The organism is Arthrobacter sp. ISL-5, assembly GCF_018613835.1.
GTDB lineage: Bacteria > Actinomycetota > Actinomycetes > Actinomycetales > Micrococcaceae > Arthrobacter.
This window is the reverse complement of sequence record NZ_JAGGPM010000026.1, coordinates 55769-80387: the sequence shown is the minus strand read 5'-3', so window position 1 is coordinate 80387 and position 24619 is coordinate 55769. Positions and strand designations below refer to the sequence as shown.

Sequence of the window (24619 nt, the reverse complement as noted above, 5' to 3'; positions counted from 1 at the left end):
TCTCGCACGCGTTCTCGTACGCGGTCAAAAACTCGAGCTTCTGGACCGGGGTGAACGACCGTCGAGGCCGCGGACCACCGGCCCGCGGTCCGGAACTACTACTACCACTACTCACAGCACTATCTTCGCGTACTGCACTCAAAACTGGACTGGACATGATTACTGAATTCCTGGCTCTCGCCCCACGCGATTAAACGGACTTGCTATGAGCCGTTGGTACCGTTCCAGCCTGACACGTAGGGGGACCGCCCAACAAACCTTTGCGTGGTATGAGGCATCTACTCACAGGCTATGACGCGTCCGCCGACTGGCTCAACCGCCAGGTCAGGACCCACAAGCGCTAATCGAATTCCTCGCCATCCCGCGCGACCTGCCTTCCCAGCACGCGCTGGGAAACCCATAGCCATCGTCATGGGCAACTACGGCAAACACCTGTCAACGGCAGTCGACGCCGGGTGATGGGCAGGCGATAGCAAAGTTGAGAGCCTATGCGCCATTTGATTTCTATTTGCATTTGTCAAGGACGTGATGAAGCGCGCACCTTTGGTGGGAAGCGACTGCGCGGTCAGGCTGACTCTTGTAGCCGTGGTGTCAAGCCGTGAGTTTGGCGAAGTTGCGGTATATCTGAGGGGCCATGATCCGCTTTGAAGGCAGCGGAGTTTGCCTCCTGTTGCGGCGGGCAAGACGGTATCCGCGTTCGAGGGGATACCGCCGTGCGGTGACGTCCAGGGCCCGCTTCAGCTGCCTGGTGCCGTGGAGGTTGAAGCGGCGCCCGATAAGTGCTGATGCTGAGATCGGGCTAACGTCGGCGGGAGGGGGGGCACTGCACTCAAGACGGCCTCGGAAGGGAATCGTGCGTGGTGGGAGCACGGTCAGGATGAGGGCGCCGGTCATCGCCAAGACCCTGCAGGTTCTGATGAGCACCATCTGCTGCACGAGCTGCGACGAGGCGGCCCGGTTCGTGTACGGCGCCGTGGCGTACCGGATCACCGCCGTAGCCAGTCGTCGGGCCTCCAACCGGACAACTTTGTGCTGAATCCTCTGGGCGGTCGCTCGAGGCCGCGGTGGTGGGAGTTGTTGGTCCTATTGGTCTTTGGGTGCGTCGATACCAAAGGGTTCCCGGCCGGACTACGCGATTGTAGGGCGTCTCAGACCCCCTCGGCCCGGGGCTGTATCAAGGCCTCGGTGTCGGTACCGAGCGCGTTCTGGACCGACGCACGGCCTCAATCTCAGCGGGCTACTGATGGTTTGACCGCTTCGTCGGTCGGCCTCACACCGAGGAAGCCAGCAGTGTGGAGGGCATGGGTCATGCCTGTCCGGCAAGGAGCCCGCGCTCACCGCCACCTTGCTTTCCCCGGATGTTCGCTGCATCCAGCGGACGGTTCGAAATATCAACCCGGCTGGCCGGAAGGTCGCTGTGCCGATTGACGTTACCGGGCGCCGCGGCCAGGAAGGCGTAGGTCTGGTGCTGGAGTGCATGTTCTCTGCCGACGGACTTCTCTGCCCTGATGGGCACTGTGGCGTCTCGATTCGTAGGCCATCACGGCGCCCGGCCGGGGGCAAGCATCTTTGAGACAAATCAAAACGAGTCTTGGCCAGATGGGGACGGCCGGGACGCAACTTCTAGCAAGCGATCGCAGTGGGACCGGGACTGCTGCGGGTTCGGCCGGCGGACGTGTCAGGCTCAACATGCCGTGGCCACTAGCCTGCTCATCAAAAGCCATCTGCGTCAGAACCTACACGACTGTGGCGCCAACGCATCATCCTGAGAGGAAAGACCAGGGGGCAACCGGATACGCGAGGGAAGCTGGTGCAAGGCTGACAAGTAATAACAAGGAAGCGTACGAACGCGGACAAGGATGACGAAGACAGATTCAACACCCGCAAGCAATCGGCGGTCCCTGGCCAAGTAAAAAGCTAAGCACGTCGAGATACCCTGCGGTCGTCGTGCTAAAGGGCATGCTCATCTGGAGTCAAGGCGGCAATCAAATCAGGAGACATTCCCCTAGCTCTTCATGCATCTTCAGGATAAAGGCACCGGCGATTGTCCTCTCCAGGCCCGCGTCGAAGGGCTCGTTTGCACACGCCGCCGTTGTCGGTCTGAAGACCGACAACGGCGGCGTGTGCAGGTGGACGTACCTCAGCGTGGGTCCAGTAGGGCCGGAGTGTTTTTTAGAGCCAAGAAAGCCTCCTGGGATGTGGATAAGAGGATGCCGACGGAATGATCAATCCCTCCCGTGGTAGACGTCATGCAGGTGCGGTCGTGCCAAACAGACTCTTGATCGCAGTCTTATCGAGCTTGCCGTTGCTGTTCCTGGGAAGGCTGTCGACGGTCAGCCAGTATGTGGGTACCTTGAACTTTGCGAGCTGCTGCTCACAGTGTTCGGCAAGGGCAGCACTGGGGTCCTCCAGGCCGCTGAAGTCACCTTCGACTGCCGCCGCCACAAACTCACCATGGCTAGCGCTCTCGATGCCGACCACAGCGACTCCGGTGACTTTGGGATGCTGTGCGATGACGCTCTCTACCTCGACTGGGGAGATGTTGGCGCCGCCCCGGATGATCACGTCCTTCCTCCGTCCGATCACGAAGCCCCAGCCGTCGTCCGTGATTTCAAACCGGTCGCCCATCGGCAGCCAGTCGGTGGGAGTGATCTCGGGTTTGACGAGGCGCTCGGGGTCGAAGTAGCCCATGTAGTTGCCGGCCGAACGCAGGTGGAGCTCCCCTGCAAGGTCCCCATGTTCGTCAGCTTCAACTTTTGCTTGGACCCCGGGGATGACACGGCCACACGAGCCTGTTACCGGGCGCGGGTCAGTATACGGGTCGTAGCCGAAGCCAGGTCGTCCCTCCGAGGAGGCGTATAGGTCTAGGACGGGGACACCGAACATTTCCTCGAACTTGGCGAAGGCGACCTCGTCACGCCGTTCTCCGCCGCTGACGGCCATGCGTAACTCCGGACCGAAGGGCCGCCTGCCGGTTTTCTCGCAGTAGTCTACGAGGATCCGGAAGTGGGTAACTACACCCATGAAGATGGTGACACCGCGACCTTCGGCGCGGTCACAGAGGAGCGTGGGGCTGAAACGCTCAAGCATAAGCGCCCTCGAACCTGACATAAGCCCGGTGAGGTTCGAGGTTCCGAGCCCATAGATCCAGGAGAATGCGGGGGGCGCGAGCATGAGGTCACTCGAGTTGAGCCGCCATAATGCACCGTGGAGACGAGCAACCGCCAACTCGCCCTCGGCGCTGTATAGCACGGGCTTCGGAGCTGCCGTAGAACCGGAGGTGAGCGTGATCAGGATCGGCGTACGCTGGGTTTGGACCTGGGACAGGTCCTTTGCATCGCCGGTCCAGGCAACGAGGTCAAACGGCCCCATCTTCTCATTCATTGTTTGAGCGCCTGTATGCGCGAACATTGATGCAAAGTCCGGGTGGAGCAGGCCGACCGCAGGCTTGATCAACCGCATCACGTGGTCAGCATCGGCACTGGTGTACCGGTTGTTGACCGGCACAAAGATCATCTCGGCACGGGAACAAGCCAGCAACATGATCTGGTGCCACACACTGTCTGGGCCCACTAAGACGACCCGCGAACGCTTGGGAAGATCAAGACCACGGAGGTACTTCTCTGCTTGGACAACCTGCTCCTGCAGTCCCCGCCACGTCCAGTCGCCGAACCCGTCTGTGACCGCATGCCGGTCTGGGTCCGTCGTCAGTCCCATGTAGAGGATATCGTCGGCGAAACTACTCATACGCACTTCCTTCGCTCAAAGAACCAGCGAGGTTAGGGGGCCTCACCGGAGGGTAAATTGTGATCCGGACTCGCCTGAAGGTCACCAGGGCAGCACGCCGTCCTCATTGAAGTAGCCCCCGGTCGGCGATTCCTCACCTTTCAGTGCCAGCGAAACCAGGGCGCGAGCACCCTGTTCGACGGTGCGGGCACCCAGGCCGTGGTTCATCTCGGTGGCGACGTACCCGGGAGTGATCGCATTGATCTTGATGTGGTCCAGCGACTCATCGGCCTGAAAGGCCTTGTTGTAGTGCAGTGTGAGCATGTTCAGCGCAGCCTTGGAAGTGGAATACGCAGCCCGTAAGCTATGGTCGCCGCCGAAGCTTGCATCCTCGGTGGTGAGCTTCAACGACGCGGTGGTGCTCGACACATTCACGATGCGTGGGGCATTGGCCTGCTTGAGTAACGGGAGACAGGCGTGAATGGTCTCCGCGACGCCGGCCACATTGGTTGTGAAAGCCGCTTCCAGGTCATTACCCGTAAGGTTGGTGGGATAGACCTCGACCATACGGCCGGCATTGTTTATCAAAATGTCGAGTCGGCCATAGCGCTCCGCGATCTCGTCGGCAGCACTGTGCGCGTTTCCAGGTTCGTCTCCCCGCGCAGCCACGTCTAGATGAACCGCTGAGATGTCAGCGCCGTCCTGGACGCCGCTCGCCACCTGGGCGCGGATCTCCTTGGCTGCACGCTCGCCGGCAGTCAGATCACGGGACCCGATAACAACCGTCAACCCCTCCTGAGCAAGCTGACGTGCAACTTCGCGACCGATGCCCCGATTACCCCCAGTGACCAGCGCCACTCGTCGATTATCCTTTTCCATCATGCACTCCTATAGGTGTCTCATGCCTGATCGGGTCTGCCGCACTGCTCTCCCGCGGCGACTTCCGCCTAGACAGCAAGCTCTTGAACCGTCGGGGTCTGGGCGAGGAACGCGTCCACCTGAGCCTCGGCCGACGACCAGTCGAAGTAGTCGTACATACGGGTCCGGGTGACGTGCGGCGGGCCAGCGTAGAAGAGCTCGTACTGATTGCTACGGCTGGCCAGTTCAGAGCCAACCATTGCCCACATGAGACGGATAAGCCGGTAGCGCTCCATAGCGACATCGAAGTCGTCGGTGCGGTTAAGCTCCAGGAAGAGCTTGCGCGTGTATTCGTTGTCAAAGGCGCTCACATCAGCCGGTTGCTGGAATGCATGGCTGGCCAGCATGCGGCGCATCTCAGTGGCGAATTCCGAGAAGTACTCCATGGACCAGCTGCTGTTTGCGTACATGAACTGGCGATCCTGGGACACGAAGCCGTGATCCCACGCCTCGGGGCAAGACTCTTGGGCAACCACAGAGGCCTCAAGCATCTTCACCCGTGCCGCAAGGGAACCGAAGACGCCCTGTATTGCCGGGTTTCCAATGAAGTCCAGCGCTTCAGCCAGGCGCTTGGCCGCCGCGAGCATAAAGCGCATCTTGGCCAGCAGACGAATATGGGCCTGAGCATTGCCGAGCGTGTGCCCCGGGGTCTCAACGAAAAGGCCGTAGCTCGCCTTGGGGTCGTCGAGAACGAAGATTCGGTCCCATGGTACCACGACATCATCGAAGTAGATCGCGGCGTCCGACTCATCGTAGTCAGCGAGCGGGTCATCGATGTTGCTCACCGCGTGAGCGCCGTATGGCTTGCGTGAGAGGATCTTCACCCCAGGATGGTTAGCCTTAATGCCGAAGCTGATCGCCACGGCCTCGTCCCCCGGACGCAGCGGCTGGGCGTTACCTACCAGGATTTCGTCGCAGAGAGCGCCCCCGGTGGCGAGCATCTTGAAGCCACGGACCGTGACTCCGGCATCGCCCTTATCGATCACACGCATGGCGTTCTGCACAGCAGAAGACTTCCCTGACTTGCTCCCGGCCGGGGGAAGAACCGCGAAGGAGAGGTAAAGGTCATTGTCGCGAATGTGGCGCCAGTAGTTGAGGAGGTTCTCGGCGTACTGGTCGTTGCCGGTGATCTCTGGGCGGCACGCCATGCCCGTGACCATCGCGGCCACGTGGTCGGGTGAGCGTCCGAAAAGACCGTTACTCACATCCGCCCAAGCGGTATGCAGACGTCGTCGTAATTTGAGATCCTCAGCTGAGCGCGGACGGAGAAAGTTGAGGTTGGTCCTTTCTCCCGTTTCCGGTTCCACATAGGTCAGGGACGGGTCCGAGGAGGACCTGTCGAAGAGCCGGGCGACGGTCTTCGCCGGGCCGGCGAATCCAGGGTGGGTCGTGACGTCGTCAACGAGCTCACCCCCAACGTAGACCTGTCGGCCGTCTTGCAGAGAAGCCAAATATTCAGCGCCCGTGCGAAGCATAAGAGCCGTCCTTCCTAAAAACGATTAGTCGTCGAATAACATCTGCTCGGCGCCACCAGTAACCGGGGTGCGGGACATATTGAAGTGCAAAACCGAAGCGTGAGCGGCTTCACAACGTATGTCACTCAGCATAGGAACATGTTGGCCAGCACGTCAACCCCCGATGAGGAACATTTTCAAGGGTCCGCGAATGGTGTCATGAGCGCCGGCGCACGGCGTGGCGAACTTACGAAAGCGGCCCAACACCTTCGGTTTGGTGGTCATCAGTAACCACGCGGGGGTTCTGCTGGGTGCCCGACTCCATTGTTTGCGTGGTCGTCCGTTGAGTTCCTGGCGACATGTTCGAGGTCTTCGGGCCCGCACTCGTTGAGGTTGGTGCTCTTAGGGAACTGTTGGCGCAGCGGTCCGTGGCGCCAGTCCGTCGCGTACTGATTCAGCGGTGTTGTCCGCCGGGAGGTCCAGAGCGCAACGCGCCATGCTGTGTTCGGACCAAGGCAGGGGGCGACGAAAGTTGTAGGCATCGAGGACTTAATTCCTTTAGGGTCTTGCGTTTGGGATAGTAGCCATGTGACACTCTTCACACGCCCTTGGCACGGAACAAGAAGTCTTCCCGAGGTGCGGCCGTTACTGCGAACACTCAGTTTGCCGTCGAGCCTGCACTTTTGACGGCAAAAAGATTTCGCAGCAATGCCAGTTCCTGTCAACGACCTTTCCCTCTTATGCCGGATCTCGTACCCAATTCACTTGGTGCACTACGATCCCGGGAGCCCGTGTAGCCCTTTCATTGATTGGGCGGTCACGACGAGGTTAAGGTCCACCAAGAGAACGCGTCACTCTCCTGTGCGTTCTCCCCAATTTCGTAAGGGCGGACCTTCTCATGACACCTACTAACTTGATGACTTCATCGACAGAAAGCCTTGCTGTTGATTTTCAAAAGGCCTTCGGCCGCGTAGCCGCGACCGTCGCTATCATCGCTGTGGAAGGCGCTGATGGTGATATGTACGGGATGACAGCGACCGCGGTCTGTTCGCTGTCCAACGATCCACCGTCCTTGGTTGCCTTGGTGAACCAACAGAATCAAACGTTCCGGGCGATCCAGGAACGGGGACGCTTCGCAATCAACTTCCTGTCCCAAGGATCCGAGGACCTGGCCAACCAGCTCGCGAAACCCGGCGCCAGCAAGCGGATCGAACCATCCCTCCTCGAGCCCATCGAGGGCTCGAGTATCCCCGCTTTGAGTTGCGCGGTAGCAACGCTGGTTTGCGAGCTCGAAGAGTGCATTCCACAGTACACTCACGGCATCCTGGTCGGCCGGATCACTCACGCGTGGACAAACGAGAGCCCGACGGCTCCTCTGTTGTACGCCAAGCGCAGCTATCACCGCCTTGACCAAACAGCGCTCGACGATCTGCACTGATTTCTCAGCCGTCAGGTTATCTACGCTAATAGACGCAATTCGCGAATCTCTTTCCCAGATCCGTTCCTGCAGTGCGCCCTTTTCATAGCCAACTAGGAGGTGGGGACATAATGTCCACGCAAACAAACGTGCAAACAAACATTGAGACAAAAAAACCAAGTAGGGCTACGCTGATTAGCGCCAGCCTTACTGGAACTACTATCGAATACTTCGACTTCTTCGCATACGCTACTGCGGCAGCGCTAGTTTTCAACAAAGTATTCTTCCCGAGTCAAGATCCAATAGTGGGCACTATCCTCGCCTTCGGCGGAATCGCAGTAGGTTTTATCGCCCGGCCCTTTGGTGCGGCCCTGTTCGGGCACTTCGGTGACAAGATAGGACGCAAATCCACGCTGGTGGTGACCCTTAGTATTATGGGCTTCGGCACCTTCGGGATCGGAATGGTTCCGAGCTATGACCAAATCGGCGTGTGGGCACCGATCCTCCTGATGCTCCTTCGGGTGCTACAGGGACTTGCGCTCGGAGGGGAGTGGGGCGGTGCGGTGCTTATCACGTATGAGCACGCAAAGCAGGGGGAGAAGGGCGCCCTCACAAGCTTCCCGTCAGCAGGCATGCCTCTCGGTCTGTCGCTATCGACCGTGTGCTTTGTAGCCATGGCGGCCACCATGCCCTCCAGTGCGTTCGAGGCCTGGGGATGGCGCGTCCCGTTCATCATCGGTGTGGCGCTGGTGATCGTCGGACTCTTCATTCGAACGAGAATCCCCGAGAGCGAAGAAATGATCGAGCTGAAAAAGGACGACGCGCAGCCGAAGGTTCCGATCGGAACCCTCTTCCGCACTCGAACGATGAGCTTGGTGCTCTGCGCGCTGGCCTTCGTCCCCTGCGGGTTCTACTTCTACGCGGCATACACGTTCGGCATGTCGTATGGCAAGGACTCTGTCGGCTACTCGTATGACACCCTGCTCATGGCCACACTCGTGTTCGCGGTCATATACTTCGTGAGCATCCTGGGTGCGGGCGCTGTGTCAGACAAGCTGGGCCGGAAGAACACCATGTACGTGGGGTACGGGATGACCCTTTTGACACCGATCCCCTTTTTCGCGATGCTCGGTTCAGGGAACGGAATCTTATTGGTCCTGGGCTTCGTTTTGGCCGGGGTCGCAAACGGGGTCATGTACGGACCGTACGCTGCACTCTTGTGTGAGAGTTTTGAACCGCGAGTGCGCTATACCGGAATTTCTCTGGGGCTTACACTCGGTGGCGTCCTCGGATCGGCATTCTCGTCGATGCTTTTCGCCCAACTTTTCAAGAGCACCGGTTCCTGGATGCCGATCGCGCTGCTAGTCATGGGATCAGCGGTGGTGAGCGCAGTCGCGGTAGCCAAGCTGAAGCATAACCCTGCTCCTCAGACCCTCGATCGTCCGACCAGGTAACGTCCGGCTTTCGCCCCTTTCACGTGACTTCGCCAGCGCCCCTGATGGGGGCTTGGCGCCGACTTCGGTGGAGTCCACGTCCTTCATCAAGTAGCTGTGATCGCCTCCCACTGTGGAGATCGACATGACCGAAGTGCGCTGGAACCGCGAACTGGACCCCGTAATTCCCGGTGCCACCGCTCACTGGTGAGATAGCGGGCTAAAGGAGCGGCCACGTTAGTAACGTGGCCGCTCCTTTCGCAGGACCGAGAAAAAGCCGACCAGTTTGGGAGTTAGGCATGCGTGCTGTTTACAGCAGGAAGTATCATGTTTCGCTGGGTGATAACCGCCGCGGCCCGAGTGATCTATTGTGGCGCCACATTCCGCTGGCATGAACAAAGCTTCTCCGAGTGGCTCGCTGAACGCTTCAGCCCCCTGAGCCGGATCTTCGACTCAGGCTTCGCCTTGCCCGTTGTAAATTGTTCAGCAACATATCCAGCACCACTGCGTCAGGACGCCCTAGTCGTCCTGAGTTCCTGGACAAGCAGTGTCGGAAACAGCAAAGGCGTTATTGCTGCAACGGTGGAAACCAAACACGTATGGGTTGAACTCGGTGCGAACGGCGACTTCTCCTCCGCCCCGTTCCCAAACCTCCTGCGGAGCGAACTCGCGTTCGCCAAGGAGTCCTCTACCTAAGGGCCAGTCGGCACTCTTGCGGCCCATTGTCCTGTCCTCCCTCGGCCCTTCGACCGTCGGCGGTGGAAGCGGAGTGCCAACGGCCAGCAATAAGGATGAGAAAGCCCCCACGCGAACATGCCCTCCTGAAGAAAGGATGAAAGCATTGGACGAAGAAGTCTCCAGGAAACGGTACGACCGGAGAGCTCCACGTGGTTTATCTGATCCCTTGACGCAGCAGGAAACGACGTCGCTTCATGCCGGCCCACGAATCCGAGTGCTTGCCATTGAAAGGCGGCAGCAACAGGCCGAAAAAGATAGGTCAACCTCAGTTCGCGCCCAAGCGGTTCATCAGGTCATCGATGACCTGGCGGTGCTGGCCCGAGCCCGATCGGTACTCACGGACTCAGGGTAGGGTTTCCGGCGCGGACCGCCGCACGAGCTATACGCCATGAATTTGTTTCGCCCTTTCCCCCTGCAACGAAGCGAAGCGTGTACCCGCACAGCGCTGCGACCACAGTTCCCGTGCCTCCCCGCGCCTACTGAAAATCCTGTAGCCGAAAGGAAACCAATAGAATCCGTATCGATAATCGCCAACGTCCGCTTCGCGGACAAAAAGGAGATGGAAGAAGGACTCGGCACTGCCGTCGACGCTGCCTGGCGGCAAGGTCGGGAGGACAAACGGGGCGTTCTGGTGACGAGGCATGTCTTTGACCGTTTTTCCGTGTCCCTGACTTCCCACGTGCCTTTCGGGACCGTACAGGAGCAAGACCATGTTTGAAACGCATAACTTACGAAGGGCTTTTGCGATGACGAGAATGTTGATTATTGGACCTCCTGGTTCCGGGAAAGGAACGCAGGCGGAGCGGATTTCAGCGCGCCTGGGCGTTGTGGCTGTCTCCACCGGCGACATCTTCCGTGCGAACGTGAAGGGCGAGACGCGACTTGGCATTGAAGCCAAGAAGTACATGGACGCCGGGGACTTCGTTCCGGACAGTGTCACGAACAAGATGGTGCGCGGCCGGCTGAGCGAGTCCGACGTCGAAAGCGGCTTCCTGCTGGATGGTTACCCCCGCACGACGGCACAGGTGGACTACCTGGACGAGATCCTCGCCGCGGGCGAGGAGAAGCTCGACGTCGTCCTGCAGCTGACTGCCGACGATGAGGAACTGGTGTCCCGCCTGCTGGGCCGGGCCAAGGAAACGGGCCGGAGCGATGACAACGAAGCCGTCATCCGCCACCGCCTTGACCTGTACCACGAGCAGACTGAAGCCGTGGTGGCCAAGTACGTCGAACGCGGCATCCTCACCCAGGTTGACGGTATTGGCCCGATCGATGAAGTAACAGACCGCGTCCTGCAAAGCATCGCTGACTTTTCACAAGGTGGTCGTCTGAGTCCAGTAGCTGGCCAGCACTGAGGACGGTGCAGGCTCAACAAAAATTGCGCCCTGAGTAATTGGTAGGACCAGACGGGCAGGGACACCGCCAGACCGCAACTCGCCGAGCTCCTGCGGTTCGCCCGCGACGGGGACACCGTCGTTATCCACAGCATGGACCGGCTCGCCCGCAACCTCGATGACCTGGGTGCTCTCGTCTAGGGTCTGACACGCAAAGGCGTGCGAGTGGAGTTTGTCAAAGAGAGCATGGTCTTTACCGGGGAGGACTCCCCCATGGCCAACCTCATGCTCTCCGCCATGGGCGCCTTCGCCGAATTCGAGCGTTCCCTCATTGGGGAACGCCAGAGGGAAGGCTCGACCTGGCCAAGCTCATCTCACCATATGTGAGCATGGGCTTTCCCGCCCGTTGGTCAGACTTGGACCTATGGAAGCCCAAGCCCTGAACTTGGTCATTGTGACCGTGACCCTTGCGAATAAAACCGGCACCCCGGCGCTCTTAGGTTGACGGAATATCCGTTATCGGCGTTCGAAAATGCCCCCGAGGAGACGTGGGAAAAAGCCTTCTGTGGCTTGCCAGCTTAGTTGGCGAATTGCCAAACGATCTGGCGAATTTCGCCAGCTACCTGGCATTTCGCCGGTGCAGATCGGTCATGGGGGCCGTGCACGACGCGTCGGACCTGGCCGCCGCGTGGCCGCGGTGGCGAGAACGATCGCAAACGCCGCTGGAATCGAAGTTTTCGCCACTTCCCGTGACAAACGAGAGCCGCTCGCGGTCTGCTCAGACAGGCGCGTTCTTCCGGTCAGCGCTGCTCGTCGGCTCGCCAACAGAGGTGTCAGTCTCGCCAACTAGGCTGGCAAGCCACACCTTCTTTGCCTCCTGATAAAGGATCAACCCGCCGGCGGCGGGACTGCACCCTGGTCTCGATCGACGGATGCTTAGCGGGCATGTGGCGCTATGGAAGTCGGTGTGAAGCGGCCCTCTACCCACTCGAAGCCGTCACAGGTGCGGACATCGATACCGGCCCCGTCCGAAACTGTTAGCGCGGTGATCTAGCGATCCTCGCCCGCCCCGCTGCCGGCGGGCAAAGAGGTTGGATTCGAGGCCCGGTTCATCCGTCACGGTGTCCGCGGCTCAGGACGAACGGGACCTATCGTTGGGGGACAGTAAAGCTCCGCGAGCACTGAACCCAGCACGAGGGCTTCCTCATCCGCCAGCCGCTGAAGACCGCGGAAAGCGGCGTCCAGTTCCGCTCTGCCGCCACCGCTTCCGCGGGCCCGGAAGCTGATCCACAGATACAGCAGGGTAAAGTCGCCGTCACGCAAGCCGTCCCGGACTCTCTGCAGCAGGTCATCGGCGTCCAACACTTCCCCGCTGGTGTCGTTTCGGTACTGCCCAGCGAACCATGGTCTCCCCGGGCGGTGCGAATTCGCCCGTAATCCCGACGGTTGCCCGGGACAGGCTGTTGCCGGCGTTCCGGTATCAGCCCTGCCCTGGGGTGGTCTCCCGTTCCCGGTGTTCGTGGGTCAGCCCGAAGGGGACAGCATCGCTGAGGTCGACCGTGAAGGAACCGCTGTCGTGCTGGGTGACCAGGATTCCCTGACGTCATTCCTGCATTGCCCGCGTTATGGCGGTTGCCACGGCTTCGTCGAGCTGGCGTTCCATGTCGGCGCGGTCGATTGCGGTATCTGCTATGGGTAGGTCAACAGCGGTTTTCATAGACTGACTTTCTCGTGCACCGGTATTATGGTTCGTCCGTCTTTGCGATGAAAACGTTGCACGGCGCGTGGTGTGCGACGCTGCCGAGCACGCGGCCCAGGCCCCGCATCCGCTTGTTTCCGACGACGATCATCTGGGCGTCGTGTTCGTGCATCTGTTACTGCTTTAAGCAGGGGGAACTGTCTGACGCGATCGGAGCATGGAGATCGTTGTCATTGTCAGAAGTGGGGCGCCACCCTGCCTGAAGGCAGCGACGTCAGTGCGAACAATGCCCCTGTCTGGCTTAGTTACGGAACGACGGGCTTCCGCCACAGTAAAGCTGGCTGTAATGACGTCACCAGGGCGGGCGGGCGCCGGCCAACGTAATTCATCAACACCGATACCACCAAGGCTGGCGTTCTCGTTCATGTAGGAATCGACCATGATTCGCATGACCAGAGCAGCTGTATGCCACCCGGAGGCGATCAGGCCGCCGAACGGACCCGCCGTCGCGGCACTGCGATCCGTGTGAATCCATTGCGGATCAAAGCGGCCTGCAAACTCAAGGACTTCAGATTCTACGATTAGCTCAGCACCATGGGTTTCGCTCAGCCCTACGAAATAATCCTCAAAGAATCTCTGTTGCAGCGGGACGCCCACGGCTTGGTGCAGCTGTGGCGTAATGGTCTGGTTTCTCATATGGCCACAAGGTCCTTCCACTTATTTGGTTCAATTTCGGCCGCGGATCACGAGCGGCAATCGGGCACCGGGGAGAAGACGGGGGATGCAGCTACAACGCGTCCGCTGTCTTCTATACAGCTGGCACGACACGCAGGCGGGACTATGGAGATTCGCTCAGGAGCTGCTTTGCCAATACGACTCGAAGGATCTCGTTGGTCCCCTCGCCGATGGGCATGAGCTGTGCATCGCGAAGGTAACGTTCGACGGGGAACTCCTTGATGTAGCCATACCCTCCGAGGATCCTCATCGCGTCGTAGGCAACTTCCACGCTTATTTCCGTTGCGAAGATCTTCGCCATGCCAGACTCCGCACTCGCTCGTCCGTCAACATCAGTTTTGAGAGCCGCATTGATGTACAGCAGTCGAGCTGCTTCGACCTTTGTGGCCATATCTGCCAGCTTGATTTGGATAGCCTGGTGCTCTCCAATCGCTTTGCCAAAGGTTTCCCGCTGCTTTGCGTAGCTAAGGGCGTGCTCGAGGCTCGCCCGCGCAATACCAGTGGATGCGCCGGCCATGTAGATGCGTCCGCGGTCCAGAGCCCCCATCATTTGGTAGAAGCCTTTTCCTTCTTCGCTGCCGAGAAGGTTTGACCGGGGCACGACGGCGTCTTCGAAAATGACCTCGCACAGTTCAAGGCCTCGGTGCCCGAGCTTGTCGTAGTCACTTCCGTACCTCACGCCCGGAGTGTTTTGTTCTACGAGCATCAGGCTGAGGCCGCCACGGTGGGCTGGTTCGATGGTGGGGTCTGTCTTGACCAGAACCACGAGCGGATCAGCATGACGGGCATGCGTGATGAAGATTTTTGATCCGTTCAGGATGTAGTTTTCACCCTCGCGGCGGGCGGTGAGCTTGATCTTCTTAACATCGCTTCCAGTTGAGGGCTCGGTGATGGCAATGCCACTCATTCTTTTGCCTGCGACGATGTCGGGCAGGAATCGCTGCTTTTGCTCCTGGGTGCCAAAGTTGTTGATGAGGTAACCGCCCGAGCTCGTGGTGTACACAAGGCTAGCCAAGGCCATCCAGCCGCGTGCCAGCTCCTCGAAGATGAGTCCGTAACTTACGTAGTCCATATCGGAGCCGCCGAACTCGTCTGAGATCGTTATGCCGAACATTCCGAGTTCTGCGAGTTCCGGAATCAAGTCTGCTGGGTACTCATTTTTTTCTTCCCGTTCGCTGGCGGTAGGAACTACTCGCTGATCAACGAAGTCTTTGACCATGTTCCTGAGAGCGACATGGTCTTCTGTCAGGCCTGCGGTGATGTGTCGTGATGCCATTGTCGCCCTTTCGCGAACTATGTTGCCAGGATTAGGCAGCGGAACCGGCCCAGGTGTCGGCCGCTTCAGAGATAGTGGGAAACCAGACGCCGTCGTGCCCAAGTACGTATTCGATAAATTTTTCGAGCATGAGGAGGTTGTGCGAGCGGCCAATGGTTTGCGGGTGCAAGGTCAAGGTCATCATCCCTCCGGGGCAGCGCTGGTATGCGAAATCGAACGCGTCTTTCCACCGCTGCAGTACGACTTCGTTCGCTTGCTGGGTAGCGTTGCCTTTGAGCATTTCCAGTTCGGGGAAATCATCGAGCCCCCAGGAAACCGGAAATTCAAGCACCGGTGACGGGGCGCCAAACTGGTTTCCCAGCTCAAGGTCAATGCTGGTGACCATGCGTGGGTGGTAAGGGTAGAAGTCGCGGCCCATCAGCGAAGAGTCCCACTCGATGCCGAACTCGTGCAGAATATCGAGTGTGTGGTCGGTGATGTCAAGCGCTGGAGAGCGGTACCCGCGGGGCCGCCTACCGATGAGCTCCTCATGCATCCTTAACTGCAACTCCATGAGGCGGCGCTCTTCCTCTAGCTCGAGCTTCGGGACGTATTCGTGATAGACACCGTGCGCTGCGATTTCGTGTCCCGCTTCTGCTACAGCTGCGACGGCACCAGGGAAAGTCTGCATGGTGTGTGTGGGGATGCACCACGTGGTAGTGATCCCGTATCGCTCAAAAGTCTCGAGCAGACGAGGTGCACCGACCTCAGCACCGAATTCCCCCCGGGAGAGAGACATTTGTGAGCTGGTGCGGAAGGTCCCGATCCACACGCTGTGGGCGTCAAAGTCGGGGCTCAGCGAAACTGCCAGGCGTTTGCCTTCGGGAAGTCGGAGCGTCATGGGCAGGTTCTCCTTGTCAGCGCAGCCGTTTAGGCCGCGATCCAGCCGCCGTCGACGTGGATTACGTCGCCGCTGATGTAAGCGGCGCCCTCGCTCGCCAGGAAGAACACGGTCGCGGCAATCTCAGACGGCAGCCCACCTCGTTGGAGGGGGATTAGCATTTTCATCAGTTCAGGGTTGGTTCCGACACCGACGTTGGTGTCCGGAACCATCTGCCCGAGAATCTCTGCAGAGGTGGCACGGATACTCGTCTGGACGACGCCTGGGGCAACCAGGTTGGCATTGATGCCGTAGGGACCCAGGTCAACGGCAAGTCGACGGGTCATACCTTCGAGGGCGGCCTTTGAAGCATCATAGGCTAGGCCATCGGGAAGGGCCCGCGACGCGGCAATAGAGCCGATTAGCACGATACTGCCCGACTTCTGCTTGATCATTTCGGTTGCGACAGGCTTGACCACGTTGAAGGTGCCCGTGAGGTTGATATCGATGACCCGATCCCAGAGTTCCCGGCTGGTATTTTCGATACCGGCAAGACCATCGAACACACCGGCGCAACCTGCCAGCACGTCGATACTCCCCTGGGCAGTAATCGCACTGACGACGGTCCCCACACCGTCGTAGTCGGTGACGTCTACCGTGTAGGTGCTTACGCGCTCAGACGGGAGCTCCGCCGCGACCGTCGCCAGGCGCTCTGCCGAGATATCAAGCAGGTGAACGTGATCACCGTTCCTGGAAAATTCTGCCGCAACTGCAGCGCCGATACCGCTGCCTGCACCGGTGATCAGTACGTTTCGCGCCGTGTTTACCATGTGGTCTCCAAATTCTTTGAGGTGCTTGCCTGATAGTAGAGAGGCAGCAACGATCGAGCTCCGACCTCGTAGTCGGCCTCGCTGCCGCCGATAATGCGCCGTTCTCGGATGAAGGGCAGCGGCAGCGATGGATTCGGGCTGTCGATCTCACGACCCAATCGGTGCCCCGAGAAGATTGCTTCCGCAATGAAGTTAGGTCGGACGCAGTCTCCGATGTTATGGACTGCTGATATCTCGTTGGCTTCCCATTCAGACCGGCGGTCCATCAGCGCTTTCGAGATGCCGTTATCCGAGCTGCGTGTACCCACGAGGACGATATTGTCAAACTCGACGGTTTCGGGCTCATGATAGGGGGACGTGAGGGTGACACTTGATTCCCCTGCCGGAGTAACTATGGTCTCAGAGCGCATTTTGACGCCCAGGAGACGCAAATCATTTACAGTGTGGGTAATTTCGCGGGTGTAGCGCTGATACTCCCCGATGTGCTCGCCCCTAGTGGCAAGAACGACTTCGGACCCGTTCTTTGCTAGTAGTTCTGCGATGCCAGGACCCATGAAGTATCCATCGGAATCGACTACTACGACCCTCTTGCCGACCGGGACTTCGTCGCGGACTACTTGCTCTGGGGTGAGCAGTCGGTCACCGAAGACGGTCTCCAGGCCAAAGGGCATGCGGTTGTAGGGATTGATTCCGTCCCGGAGGTAATGGGAACCAGTGGCGACAACGATGATGCCGGCGCCGTAGTCGAGCGCCTCTTCTGCGGTGAAGGCGGTGTCTAGAATTACTTCAACGTTGCTGAGCTTGCTCAGTTGGTGCTCTCGGTACTCGATGAGCCGGCGCCACTCGTGGCGGCCTGGCAGTTTCGAGACCCAGTTGATACTGCCGCCGATAGCCGATGAGGCATCAACAAGGTGCACGTTGCGCATGCCACGCTTGCCGAGCACCATGGCGCACTCCATGCCTGCTGGTCCAGCGCCGAGTATGAGGACATCGTTTTCGTGGTTTTTAGCCTGGGTGAACACCTCTGGGTGCCAGCCGCGGCGGAATTCTTCTCCGGTTGTTGCGTTCTGGGTGCAGGCAATGGGGGCGGTACCGATGTCGCGGGATACGCAGAAATTACACCCGATGCACTCTCGGATATTCTCAATATTGCCTGTTCGCACCTTTTCGGGCAGGAAGGGATCTGAGATCGCGGCGCGGGCTGCTCCGATGAAGTCACACTGACCGGAGTTGATGATGTCGACCATGGTGTCGGGGCTGTTTAGCCGTCCGACATTGACGACAGGCTTTTGTGTGTACTGCTTCAGATCGCCAACGTAGGGCTTCTCGAAGTTCTCGCCTACTGTGCGTGAGGACTGGGCGTCTTGAGCCCAATCAAAGCCGCCGATCACGAAATCCCAGTAGTCCACCAGATCGTCCAAGTATTTGATGAACATCGGGGTGTCACGGTCGTGCTGGATCCCTCGATCACCGAGACCGAAGGGCCCATCCAGGGTGTCCACGCCGAGGCGGAGTCCTATGGCGACGTCGGGACCCACCGCTTCCCGGGCGGCCTGGAGCATTTCGCGGGCGAAGCGAGACCGGTTCTCCAACGACCCGCCGTACTCGTCGGTGCGGGTGTTGTAATAGGGAATCAAGAAATGCGCGAGGATTGATGCGGCGTGACCACAGTGAAAGGTGATCAGGTCAAAGCCGGCGTCTTTCGCCCGAAGCGCGGCGGCGACATAGATCTGCTTGATGTCCTCGATGCCTTCAGCGTCGAGTTCAATCAAGCCTCCGGCGTAGGGTACTGCCAGCGCGGATTCGCCTGGCGTAGCGACAACGTTGCGCGGCGTCAGACTTCGTCCCTCGGTCATCACGCCGACAGCAGCGTTGTATTCCAGTTCAATGCCAGCTAGTGCTCCGTGCTTTTTAATTGCATCCGCGACGTGGCTGAGGTTGCGAACGTCGCCTTCGTCCCAGAGCCGGCTCATCGCGTGCGGTGTTTTGTCCATTTCAGGGGCAATGGTGGTTGCCTCGGTAAAGACGACTCCCCAGCCACCAGCTGCACGGGTGCCCCGGTAGCCGGCGGCAGAACCGGCCTTATCGGTTCCGAAACCAATTGCATGGGGGGTGGCCCAGAACCGGTTCTTGGCGGTCTTGGGACCAACCTGTACAGGCTCAAACAACACTGCGTAGCGTTCAGAAAGCGCCATCTGGGAAATCCTGTTCTTAGGGGTGAATCTGGTGTTATAACCAAATATGCCATTATCGCGTGAGGCTGTATCTGGAGGATTTACAGGTTGTCGGTCAGCGAGTGGGAAAGATTACGACGGCCAACTACCAATAGTCTTAGCGTATTGGAGTGGCAGAAAGTTCAGGTCCTTGAAGCCTCTTCCCGGGCACACAGCTTCTGGTCATTGTGTTCTTGCTGGACAGTCCCGCCGGGCCAAGGGTCAAGGCAGCACTGCTTTGGATGGTGCGTATCGTATTTCTGGGGCGTGCAGTCTGAGAGATGTGCATAAGCAGGGCGTGGATTACTGCCGAGCGTACCGAGGCTGAAACTCTACTAAACGGGGTAGAGAGTGATGTTGTCATCCCGAAGGAACAGGGTTCGAGTGGCTGTTCCGTCCTCGATTATCCAGAGGAGCTGCCCGTCGTTCGAGCGGTCGTCGATGTAGGCCATGTAGGCGTAGGAGCCACCAGCCCAGACCTCCACCATCTCTCCCATGCGGAGCTCCTCCCAAGCATGAACTGCCTTGTTCAGGGGCGGCGCCTGCCGCAAGGAGTGATCCTGGTTTCTGGTGAGATTCAATGTTCGCCCTCCTTCAGTCTTTCGGCGGTGATGGCCTCGACTTAGTGTCGAGTACTGCTTTGCGGGTGACCCTAGCGTTGGCCGGCCGGTTTTACTGGGTATTCGCCGCAGCGGCGTGACCTTCCCTTAGGGATTTTTAGGGCAGCGGCGGATATCCGGGAGTTAAAGCGAGTTGATGACTGACCGTTGAAGGCCGCTATGTAAGACCCCGGATAGGGTCAGCTATTTCGGATGAGCGCTTATGACACTGGGATGGTCGCTGCCATTACGTCACTGACTGCTGCCACCAGACGCCTTGTTACTTCGTCGACCCCGCCGGTCCCATCCACGACCGCTAGAATATTGCGGGCCTCGTATCTCGCCACTACTGCTTCCGTCTGCTCATGGTAGAGGCCCAAACGGTGTCGGATTACGGCTTCGTTGTCATCGCTCCTGCCCATGTCTTTGGCGCGCCCGAGCAGCCGTCGGATCAGTTCTTGGTCATCGGCTGCCAATTGCAGGACAACGTCCAACTTCCGGTCCAGATCGGCGAGAATGTTGTCGAGATAGTCCACCTGGCCTGAGGTACGTGGGTAGCCGTCCAGTAGGAACCCGTTTTCCACGTCGTACTCCGTTAGCTGCTCGCGCACCATGTTGTTGGTTACCCTGTCGGGAACAAAATCACCGGCGTCGATGTACTTTTTGGCTTCGAGGCCGAGTGGTGTCGCCCCCTTCACGTTCGCCCGAAAAATGTCTCCGGTGGAGATCGGCACGACCCCAAGGAGCTGGGAGATCCGCTCCGCCTGGGTTCCCTTTCCGGAGCCAGGAGGACCGATAATTAGCATTCTCAAAATTACATAACCTTTGCGTAATCAAAGCCGTAGCGGCGTTGATAGTTGATAGAGGAGGTGCGCAACGACGTTGTAGTCCCCACCGGAAACAAGGTGGTCCTTGACCTCACGACGTCGTTACAGGCGGCGCTTGCGCTGTGTGTCAGAGCCTTCCGTTTGCCACGGACGGCTCTGTTGTAGGTGTCGGCACATAGATCGCACCTCGGCTGAGCACAGGTGCAATGAGTTCGTCGGAACACAATTGATCTGGAGTTGCCATGGAAACCGGATTGCGCCCCTGCCCTGGGTAGCCGAGTCGCGAGCGTACGTCGCCGGACATGTAATAGGCGGCGTGCAAAGCGAAGGCGAGCCGCTCGAGGTCGGCGCCCATCCAGCTCTTCAGCTGATCAAAGGTGCAAGATCCTTCTGAGGCGGCTCTCGTGGCGGCTGTTCGTACCAGAGGCTCTAGAGTGGGATCCGCAGTAAGCACCCGGTCGAGCAGTTGCCCCTGAGCTTCAATCGCTGTTGCGGCAGGGAGCTTCTCGGTGCCGGGGAGCAGTACGTCAAAGACAATAGCTATGCCTGTCCGTGTTGGATCATCCAGTACATTTGCGGTCTCGCTCACAGCGGTGCCTCCTGGTCTGCGGCGGTTTCAATCAGATGTTCGGTCGCACGAGCCGCGAAAGCCGTGATCGTGGACGTCGGGTTGACGGAGGAAGAAGTCACGAAAACGCTTCCATCCATGATGTAAAGGTTGGGCACGTCGTGTGAGCGGCCGTATTGGTCGACGACCGAGCGTGTCGGATCAGTGCCACAGCGTGCTGTGCCGAGCATGTGCCAACCTACGGCTGGCATCCAGGGCACCTCTTTGGTCTCTATCGCGCCAGCTGCCCTGTGCGCTTCGTGCATGCGCTCTACGTTCCAGTTCAGGTTGCGAATGCTGTCTTCGGAGAGCCGGTAGTTGATTTTTGGTGCCGGAAGGCCCGAGCTATCGAAGAGGTCGTGGCTGAGCGATACGTGGTTACTTTCGTCGGGCATGTCTTCGATTCCGGCTGCCCATTCGAAAGAGCGCCCCAGAGCCTTTTCCACTAGGCGTTGGCCAGCTGCTCCGGTGCGCTGCTCAAGCGGGAGGTCTTTGTATCGGTCCAGTACGTCCATCGGTCCAGGAATTGGCATTGCACACCATTTGGCTCCGCGCTGGAAGCCGCGGCTCAGGTCAGTCTCGGCAAACTGAAGTGAGTACAGGCTGGCGCCGAGGGGGCCCATCCAGCTTTGCAGGTCTTCCTCGTAAATTCCCATGACGCCAACGAATGGGTGCATCATGAGGTTCTTTCCTACCAATCCGGATGAGTTTGCGATTCCGTTGGGGAACAGGTTGGAGGTCGACATTTGGAGCAGCCGTGCAGTACCTACAGCATTGCCACACACGATGACGACGGATGCTGCTGTGTGGTGTTCGTTGCCTTCGGCGTCTATCCATGTGGCTCCGGTAGCGAGCCCTCGGTCGTTGACTGTGATCTCCCGAACGCGGGCCTCGGTGATGATGTTGGCGCCCGCTGCTATCGCTGCCGGCCACATAGCGACATCGAAAGCGCCTTTGGCCCCTTCAGGGCATCCGTGCATGCACATGCCCCATCGGGCGCATGCGCCGCGGTCACCCTGGTTCTTCGTGATGATCGCCTGCGTGCCCGGCCACCAGTGCCACCCCAATTTATTCATTCCCTCGGCAGCTTTTACGCCGACACGGCCAATAGGGGCTTCACGCATCAGGGTCGAATCGGAAGTCGGGTAGGCGGGGTCCCCCGGCCGGCCTGAAATGCCCACCATTTCGTCGGTAAGCTCGTAATAGGGCAGGAGGTCTTCGTAAGTGAAGGGCCAGTCATCTGCAAAACCGTACAGGCTGTTCACTTTGAAATCCGAGGGCAAAAATCTTGGCCATTCAGCACCGAAAAGTACGGTGCTGCCACCAACACCGTTGAAGTTGATGGGGTAGAGGTCAGCTTCACTCACGTCACACGGGTAGTCCCACGAACTTTGACGGACGTTCGGGTTTGTCGACCAGGAGCTTGCAGTGTACACCTCGCGTTCCAGCTTATCGCTCGGTAGATCAAGCCGATTGACCCAACCGCCTTGTTCAAGGCACGTCACGCTGTAGCCGCTCTCTGCCAAGATCCTGGCAGCGGTAGCCCCTGAGGGACCTGCCCCCACTATGAGTACGTCTTGAGGGCCAGCATTTAGTTGTAGCGCAGTGTTTGCCATCGGCCTTACTCACTTTCACTCTGCTGTAACGCGGAGCACTTAACGTTCAATATAGGTGTTATTACATCTTTGTTTGGAAACAGGCGTCTTTGTGCATTACCCAAGCCAGAGCAGCCCGCATTGTGGGAAATCCAGCAAGGTGCGGGCAGCTCCACCGTTGGCTCTACTACTGACGTCCGATTCTGGCGTACACCTCGGGTTTTGTCCGCTTCAGGCGCGCAGCAATTAGTGTTCCCGACAAGACAAAGAGCCAAATTAGTGCCAGTACGGTAACGCCCAGTGCACCGGTCATCCCACTCAGTACGTCGAAGTTGAACGATGCGAAGACGAGGATAGACGCGATGACGACGAAGGCTGCCAGCATTGCCACCGCGTGAACGGTCTTTCGAAGGTTCCGGAATAAGAAGACGCTGATGGCTAGGGATACCAGTGTGATCATGATGAGCATGCCATACGAATAGATGCCTGCTAAGTAGCCGTACAAGCCGGCCCTGGGCACCTGAGTCACGAAGAGAATTACCACGACGATCAGCGCCGCGATGCCGACAAGGAGTGAGGCCCGGTGTGGTGAAACGTGGCGAGGGTGACTTACTCCCAATTTTGAGGGGAGAACGCCGTCAGCGCCAAGGTTGAACACGTACCGTGCAAGGATGTTGTGCGAGGCAAGGCACAGTGCAAAACCACTGGTAAACAGCAGCACTGTGGCAGCTGCGTAGGCGAAGTCACCAACGTACTCACGGACACTTTGCCCTGCAGCGGTCACACCGTCATTTGTCACAACATCCATGACGGTATTGGCCCCGTAGGCATTGATAAAAGCGAAAGCTGTCACCGCGTACATCAGGGCGATAGTTGCCACAACCCCATAGGTGGCTCGGGGAATGGTCCGATCAGGGTCTTTTACTTCATCTCGGAAAATCACCGTTGCTTCGAATCCGCCGAAAAGACCGACGGCGAAGAGTGCGCCAATAGCCAAAGAGCCCGAGAAGATATTGGCGGAGTCAAATGACTCAAAGCCGATGCCGTCGGCACCACCCCGGATAAGTACGGCAGCGACGTAAGTTGCAATAAGCAGCATTTCGAGGCCAAGGAAGATGACCAGAGCCTTCGCGGAGAACGCGATGTTGTAGTGCCCAAGCACTGTAACCACGGTCAGTATAGTGAGACCGCCGATCGGCCACGGAAGCTCGGGGCCATGGAAGAGCGTCGTCACAATGTCACTGAGCGCGATGCCAGAAAGAGCATAAACACTGATCAGCGCTGCAAAGTAGGTAACGATGGCGGCGAAACCGGCTGCAAGTCCTGGTCCCCTGCCCAGACCTGCCGTGATGATTGCGTAGAATCCGCCCGGCCGCTTCAGGGCGCTGGAAACCTTCATGAGGCCCGAGGCAACAAGCATCACCAAAAGTCCAGCGGCGAGGAACAGCGCCGGAGTCCCGAGGCCGTTGCCCATTAGGATTGCTACGGGGATGAATCCCATGAACACGACGGCAGGGCCGTTGTATGCGATCACGGTGAACATGACTTCAAGAACATTCATGTTCCCGTGAAGCCCGGTATCACCCGCCGCAAGCCGTCTGGACTCCTCGCCGAGTGAGGTTGATCCCACATTCATACTGTTACTCCTTCAAGGGTAAACGGGAAGCACCGGCTACAGATCTTGGTTGGCCGGCTCCCCCAACAGTTGAAGTCTGAGCCGAGAGCAAGAGATTTTCCGTCAGAATAATGACAAAGCGAAGATGTGACCTTCGTCATTCTTCCATTTCTCATGGTCAGAGGCCCTAGCAGTTTCGGGTGGCCGAAGCCCTGGAAAGTTGTGAGTACGCAATGGTTAAGTGACGCTCGAGCAGACAGTCATAGTTGCCTCACGGGTCCAAGAACACGAGGGTCCAAATGGACCGCCCGAGCCTCCCTGTCGTCCTTGACAGGCACTGCAATAAATTCTTCAGGGCGGCGTGCCGGACAATATCCGAACCAGCAGGGAAGGAACCGGAGGTCTTCACTGATGCTGCGGTGTGGCGGTCATGCCGGCGTCAACCCACCCAAAACCGGTTCCGCCTCGCCTCGCAGACCGGCTCCATGTCCGGGGGACGCGCATTGAGCAGCGCTGGTTGCCGCGCCCGGTGCGGATGAGCCGCTGTCGGGCGGAGTGGCTGGAATCAGCCCCAAAAAGGGTAACTTACGGTGTCACTGACGAGGGATAGCGCAGAAGGCAATGCCTGTGCAGCAAGTCGCAGGGCTTGGCCGTGCGACTTAGGTGAATGCCGCCCTAATGCGTCGTCGCCTGCTTGTAAGGTGAGGATGCTCCATTGCGCAGAAGTAGGTGTGATCCACTCGG

18 protein-coding genes and 3 pseudogenes are annotated in these 24619 nt (G+C 58.8%); 6 read left to right on the top strand and 15 right to left on the bottom strand.

The genetic code is table 11. The annotated features are described in order from the left end of the window. Positions 1-877: 877 nt before the first annotated feature. Positions 878-1036 (top strand): hypothetical protein, encoded by a 159-nt coding sequence (locus J7I89_RS14445; RefSeq protein ID WP_214971597.1) that lies wholly within the window; start codon positions 878-880, stop codon positions 1034-1036. Positions 1037-2247: 1211 nt separating this feature from the next. Here the strand turns inward: J7I89_RS14445 and J7I89_RS14440 are convergent. From J7I89_RS14440 to J7I89_RS14430, 3 genes are all read right to left on the bottom strand, one after another. Then, positions 2248-3747 carry a class I adenylate-forming enzyme family protein gene (locus J7I89_RS14440; RefSeq protein WP_214971595.1) on the bottom strand — a complete coding sequence of 500 codons (1500 nt, stop codon included), beginning with the start codon at positions 3745-3747 and terminating at the stop codon, positions 2248-2250. Positions 3748-3828: 81 nt separating this feature from the next. Beyond that, positions 3829-4605 (bottom strand): SDR family NAD(P)-dependent oxidoreductase, encoded by a 777-nt coding sequence (locus J7I89_RS14435; protein WP_214971593.1) that lies wholly within the window; start codon positions 4603-4605, stop codon positions 3829-3831. Positions 4606-4673: 68 nt separating this feature from the next. Next, positions 4674-6119: a 4-hydroxyphenylacetate 3-hydroxylase family protein gene (locus tag J7I89_RS14430; RefSeq protein ID WP_214971591.1), complete on the bottom strand. Its 1446-nt coding sequence runs from the start codon at positions 6117-6119 to the stop codon at positions 4674-4676. 895 nt (positions 6120-7014) lie between these two features. Here J7I89_RS14430 and J7I89_RS14425 point away from each other — a divergent pair. The 5 genes and pseudogenes from J7I89_RS14425 to J7I89_RS14405 all read left to right on the top strand — a co-directional run. Next, positions 7015-7536, top strand: coding sequence for a flavin reductase family protein (locus J7I89_RS14425; RefSeq protein ID WP_214971589.1), 522 nt, complete (start codon positions 7015-7017; stop codon positions 7534-7536). 110 nt (positions 7537-7646) lie between these two features. Then, positions 7647-8969 (top strand): MFS transporter, encoded by a 1323-nt coding sequence (locus J7I89_RS14420; RefSeq protein WP_214971588.1) that lies wholly within the window; start codon positions 7647-7649, stop codon positions 8967-8969. Positions 8970-9251: 282 nt separating this feature from the next. Continuing rightward, positions 9252-9644: a hotdog domain-containing protein gene (locus J7I89_RS14415; protein WP_214971586.1), complete on the top strand. Its 393-nt coding sequence runs from the start codon at positions 9252-9254 to the stop codon at positions 9642-9644. Between the two features lie 797 nt (positions 9645-10441). Next, complete coding sequence (locus J7I89_RS14410; RefSeq protein ID WP_214971605.1) at positions 10442-11041, top strand: adenylate kinase; 600 nt, start codon at positions 10442-10444, stop codon at positions 11039-11041. Positions 11042-11092: 51 nt separating this feature from the next. Continuing rightward, a pseudogene (locus tag J7I89_RS14405) lies at positions 11093-11374 on the top strand (recombinase family protein); the annotation flags it as partial. A 1388-nt stretch (positions 11375-12762) separates the two neighbouring features. Here J7I89_RS14405 and J7I89_RS14395 read toward each other — a convergent pair. The 12 genes and pseudogenes from J7I89_RS14395 to J7I89_RS14345 form a co-directional block, all read right to left on the bottom strand. After that, positions 12763-12879, bottom strand: a pseudogene (locus J7I89_RS14395) (universal stress protein); the annotation flags it as partial. 23 nt (positions 12880-12902) lie between these two features. Next, a complete protein-coding gene (locus tag J7I89_RS14390) occupies positions 12903-13415 on the bottom strand; it encodes a MaoC family dehydratase (RefSeq protein WP_214971584.1) in 513 nt (170 codons plus the stop codon). A gap of 142 nt (positions 13416-13557) precedes the next feature. Next, positions 13558-14730, bottom strand: a complete 1173-nt coding sequence (locus J7I89_RS14385; protein WP_214971581.1) for an acyl-CoA dehydrogenase family protein — start codon at positions 14728-14730, stop codon at positions 13558-13560. A gap of 31 nt (positions 14731-14761) precedes the next feature. Continuing rightward, positions 14762-15610 carry a polysaccharide deacetylase gene (locus J7I89_RS14380; RefSeq protein ID WP_214971579.1) on the bottom strand — a complete coding sequence of 283 codons (849 nt, stop codon included), beginning with the start codon at positions 15608-15610 and terminating at the stop codon, positions 14762-14764. A 29-nt stretch (positions 15611-15639) separates the two neighbouring features. Then, complete coding sequence (locus J7I89_RS14375) at positions 15640-16419, bottom strand: SDR family NAD(P)-dependent oxidoreductase (protein ID WP_214971576.1); 780 nt, start codon at positions 16417-16419, stop codon at positions 15640-15642. Continuing rightward, the gene (locus J7I89_RS14370) at positions 16413-18614 is read right to left on the bottom strand and encodes an FAD-dependent oxidoreductase (protein ID WP_214971573.1); all 2202 of its coding nucleotides are present in this window, start codon (positions 18612-18614) and stop codon (positions 16413-16415) included. The genes J7I89_RS14375 and J7I89_RS14370 overlap by 7 nt, the downstream gene beginning before the upstream one ends. Positions 18615-18967: 353 nt before the next feature. Further along, complete coding sequence (locus J7I89_RS14365; protein WP_214971570.1) at positions 18968-19129, bottom strand: hypothetical protein; 162 nt, start codon at positions 19127-19129, stop codon at positions 18968-18970. Positions 19130-19452: 323 nt separating this feature from the next. Further along, on the bottom strand, positions 19453-20037 hold the full coding sequence (locus J7I89_RS14360; protein ID WP_214971567.1) for an adenylate kinase: 585 nt from the start codon (positions 20035-20037) through the stop codon (positions 19453-19455). Positions 20038-20185: 148 nt separating this feature from the next. Then, on the bottom strand, positions 20186-20647 hold the full coding sequence (locus tag J7I89_RS14355; RefSeq protein WP_214971564.1) for a hypothetical protein: 462 nt from the start codon (positions 20645-20647) through the stop codon (positions 20186-20188). Beyond that, a complete protein-coding gene (locus tag J7I89_RS14350) occupies positions 20644-22032 on the bottom strand; it encodes a GMC oxidoreductase (RefSeq protein ID WP_374102017.1) in 1389 nt (462 codons plus the stop codon). Before J7I89_RS14350 ends, J7I89_RS14355 begins: the two co-directional genes overlap by 4 nt. A 39-nt stretch (positions 22033-22071) precedes the next feature. Beyond that, a pseudogene (locus tag J7I89_RS25955) lies at positions 22072-22281 on the bottom strand (FAD-dependent oxidoreductase); the annotation flags it as partial. A gap of 166 nt (positions 22282-22447) precedes the next feature. Next, a complete protein-coding gene (locus tag J7I89_RS14345; protein WP_214971559.1) occupies positions 22448-23896 on the bottom strand; it encodes an APC family permease in 1449 nt (482 codons plus the stop codon). Between the last annotated feature and the right edge of the window lie 723 nt (positions 23897-24619).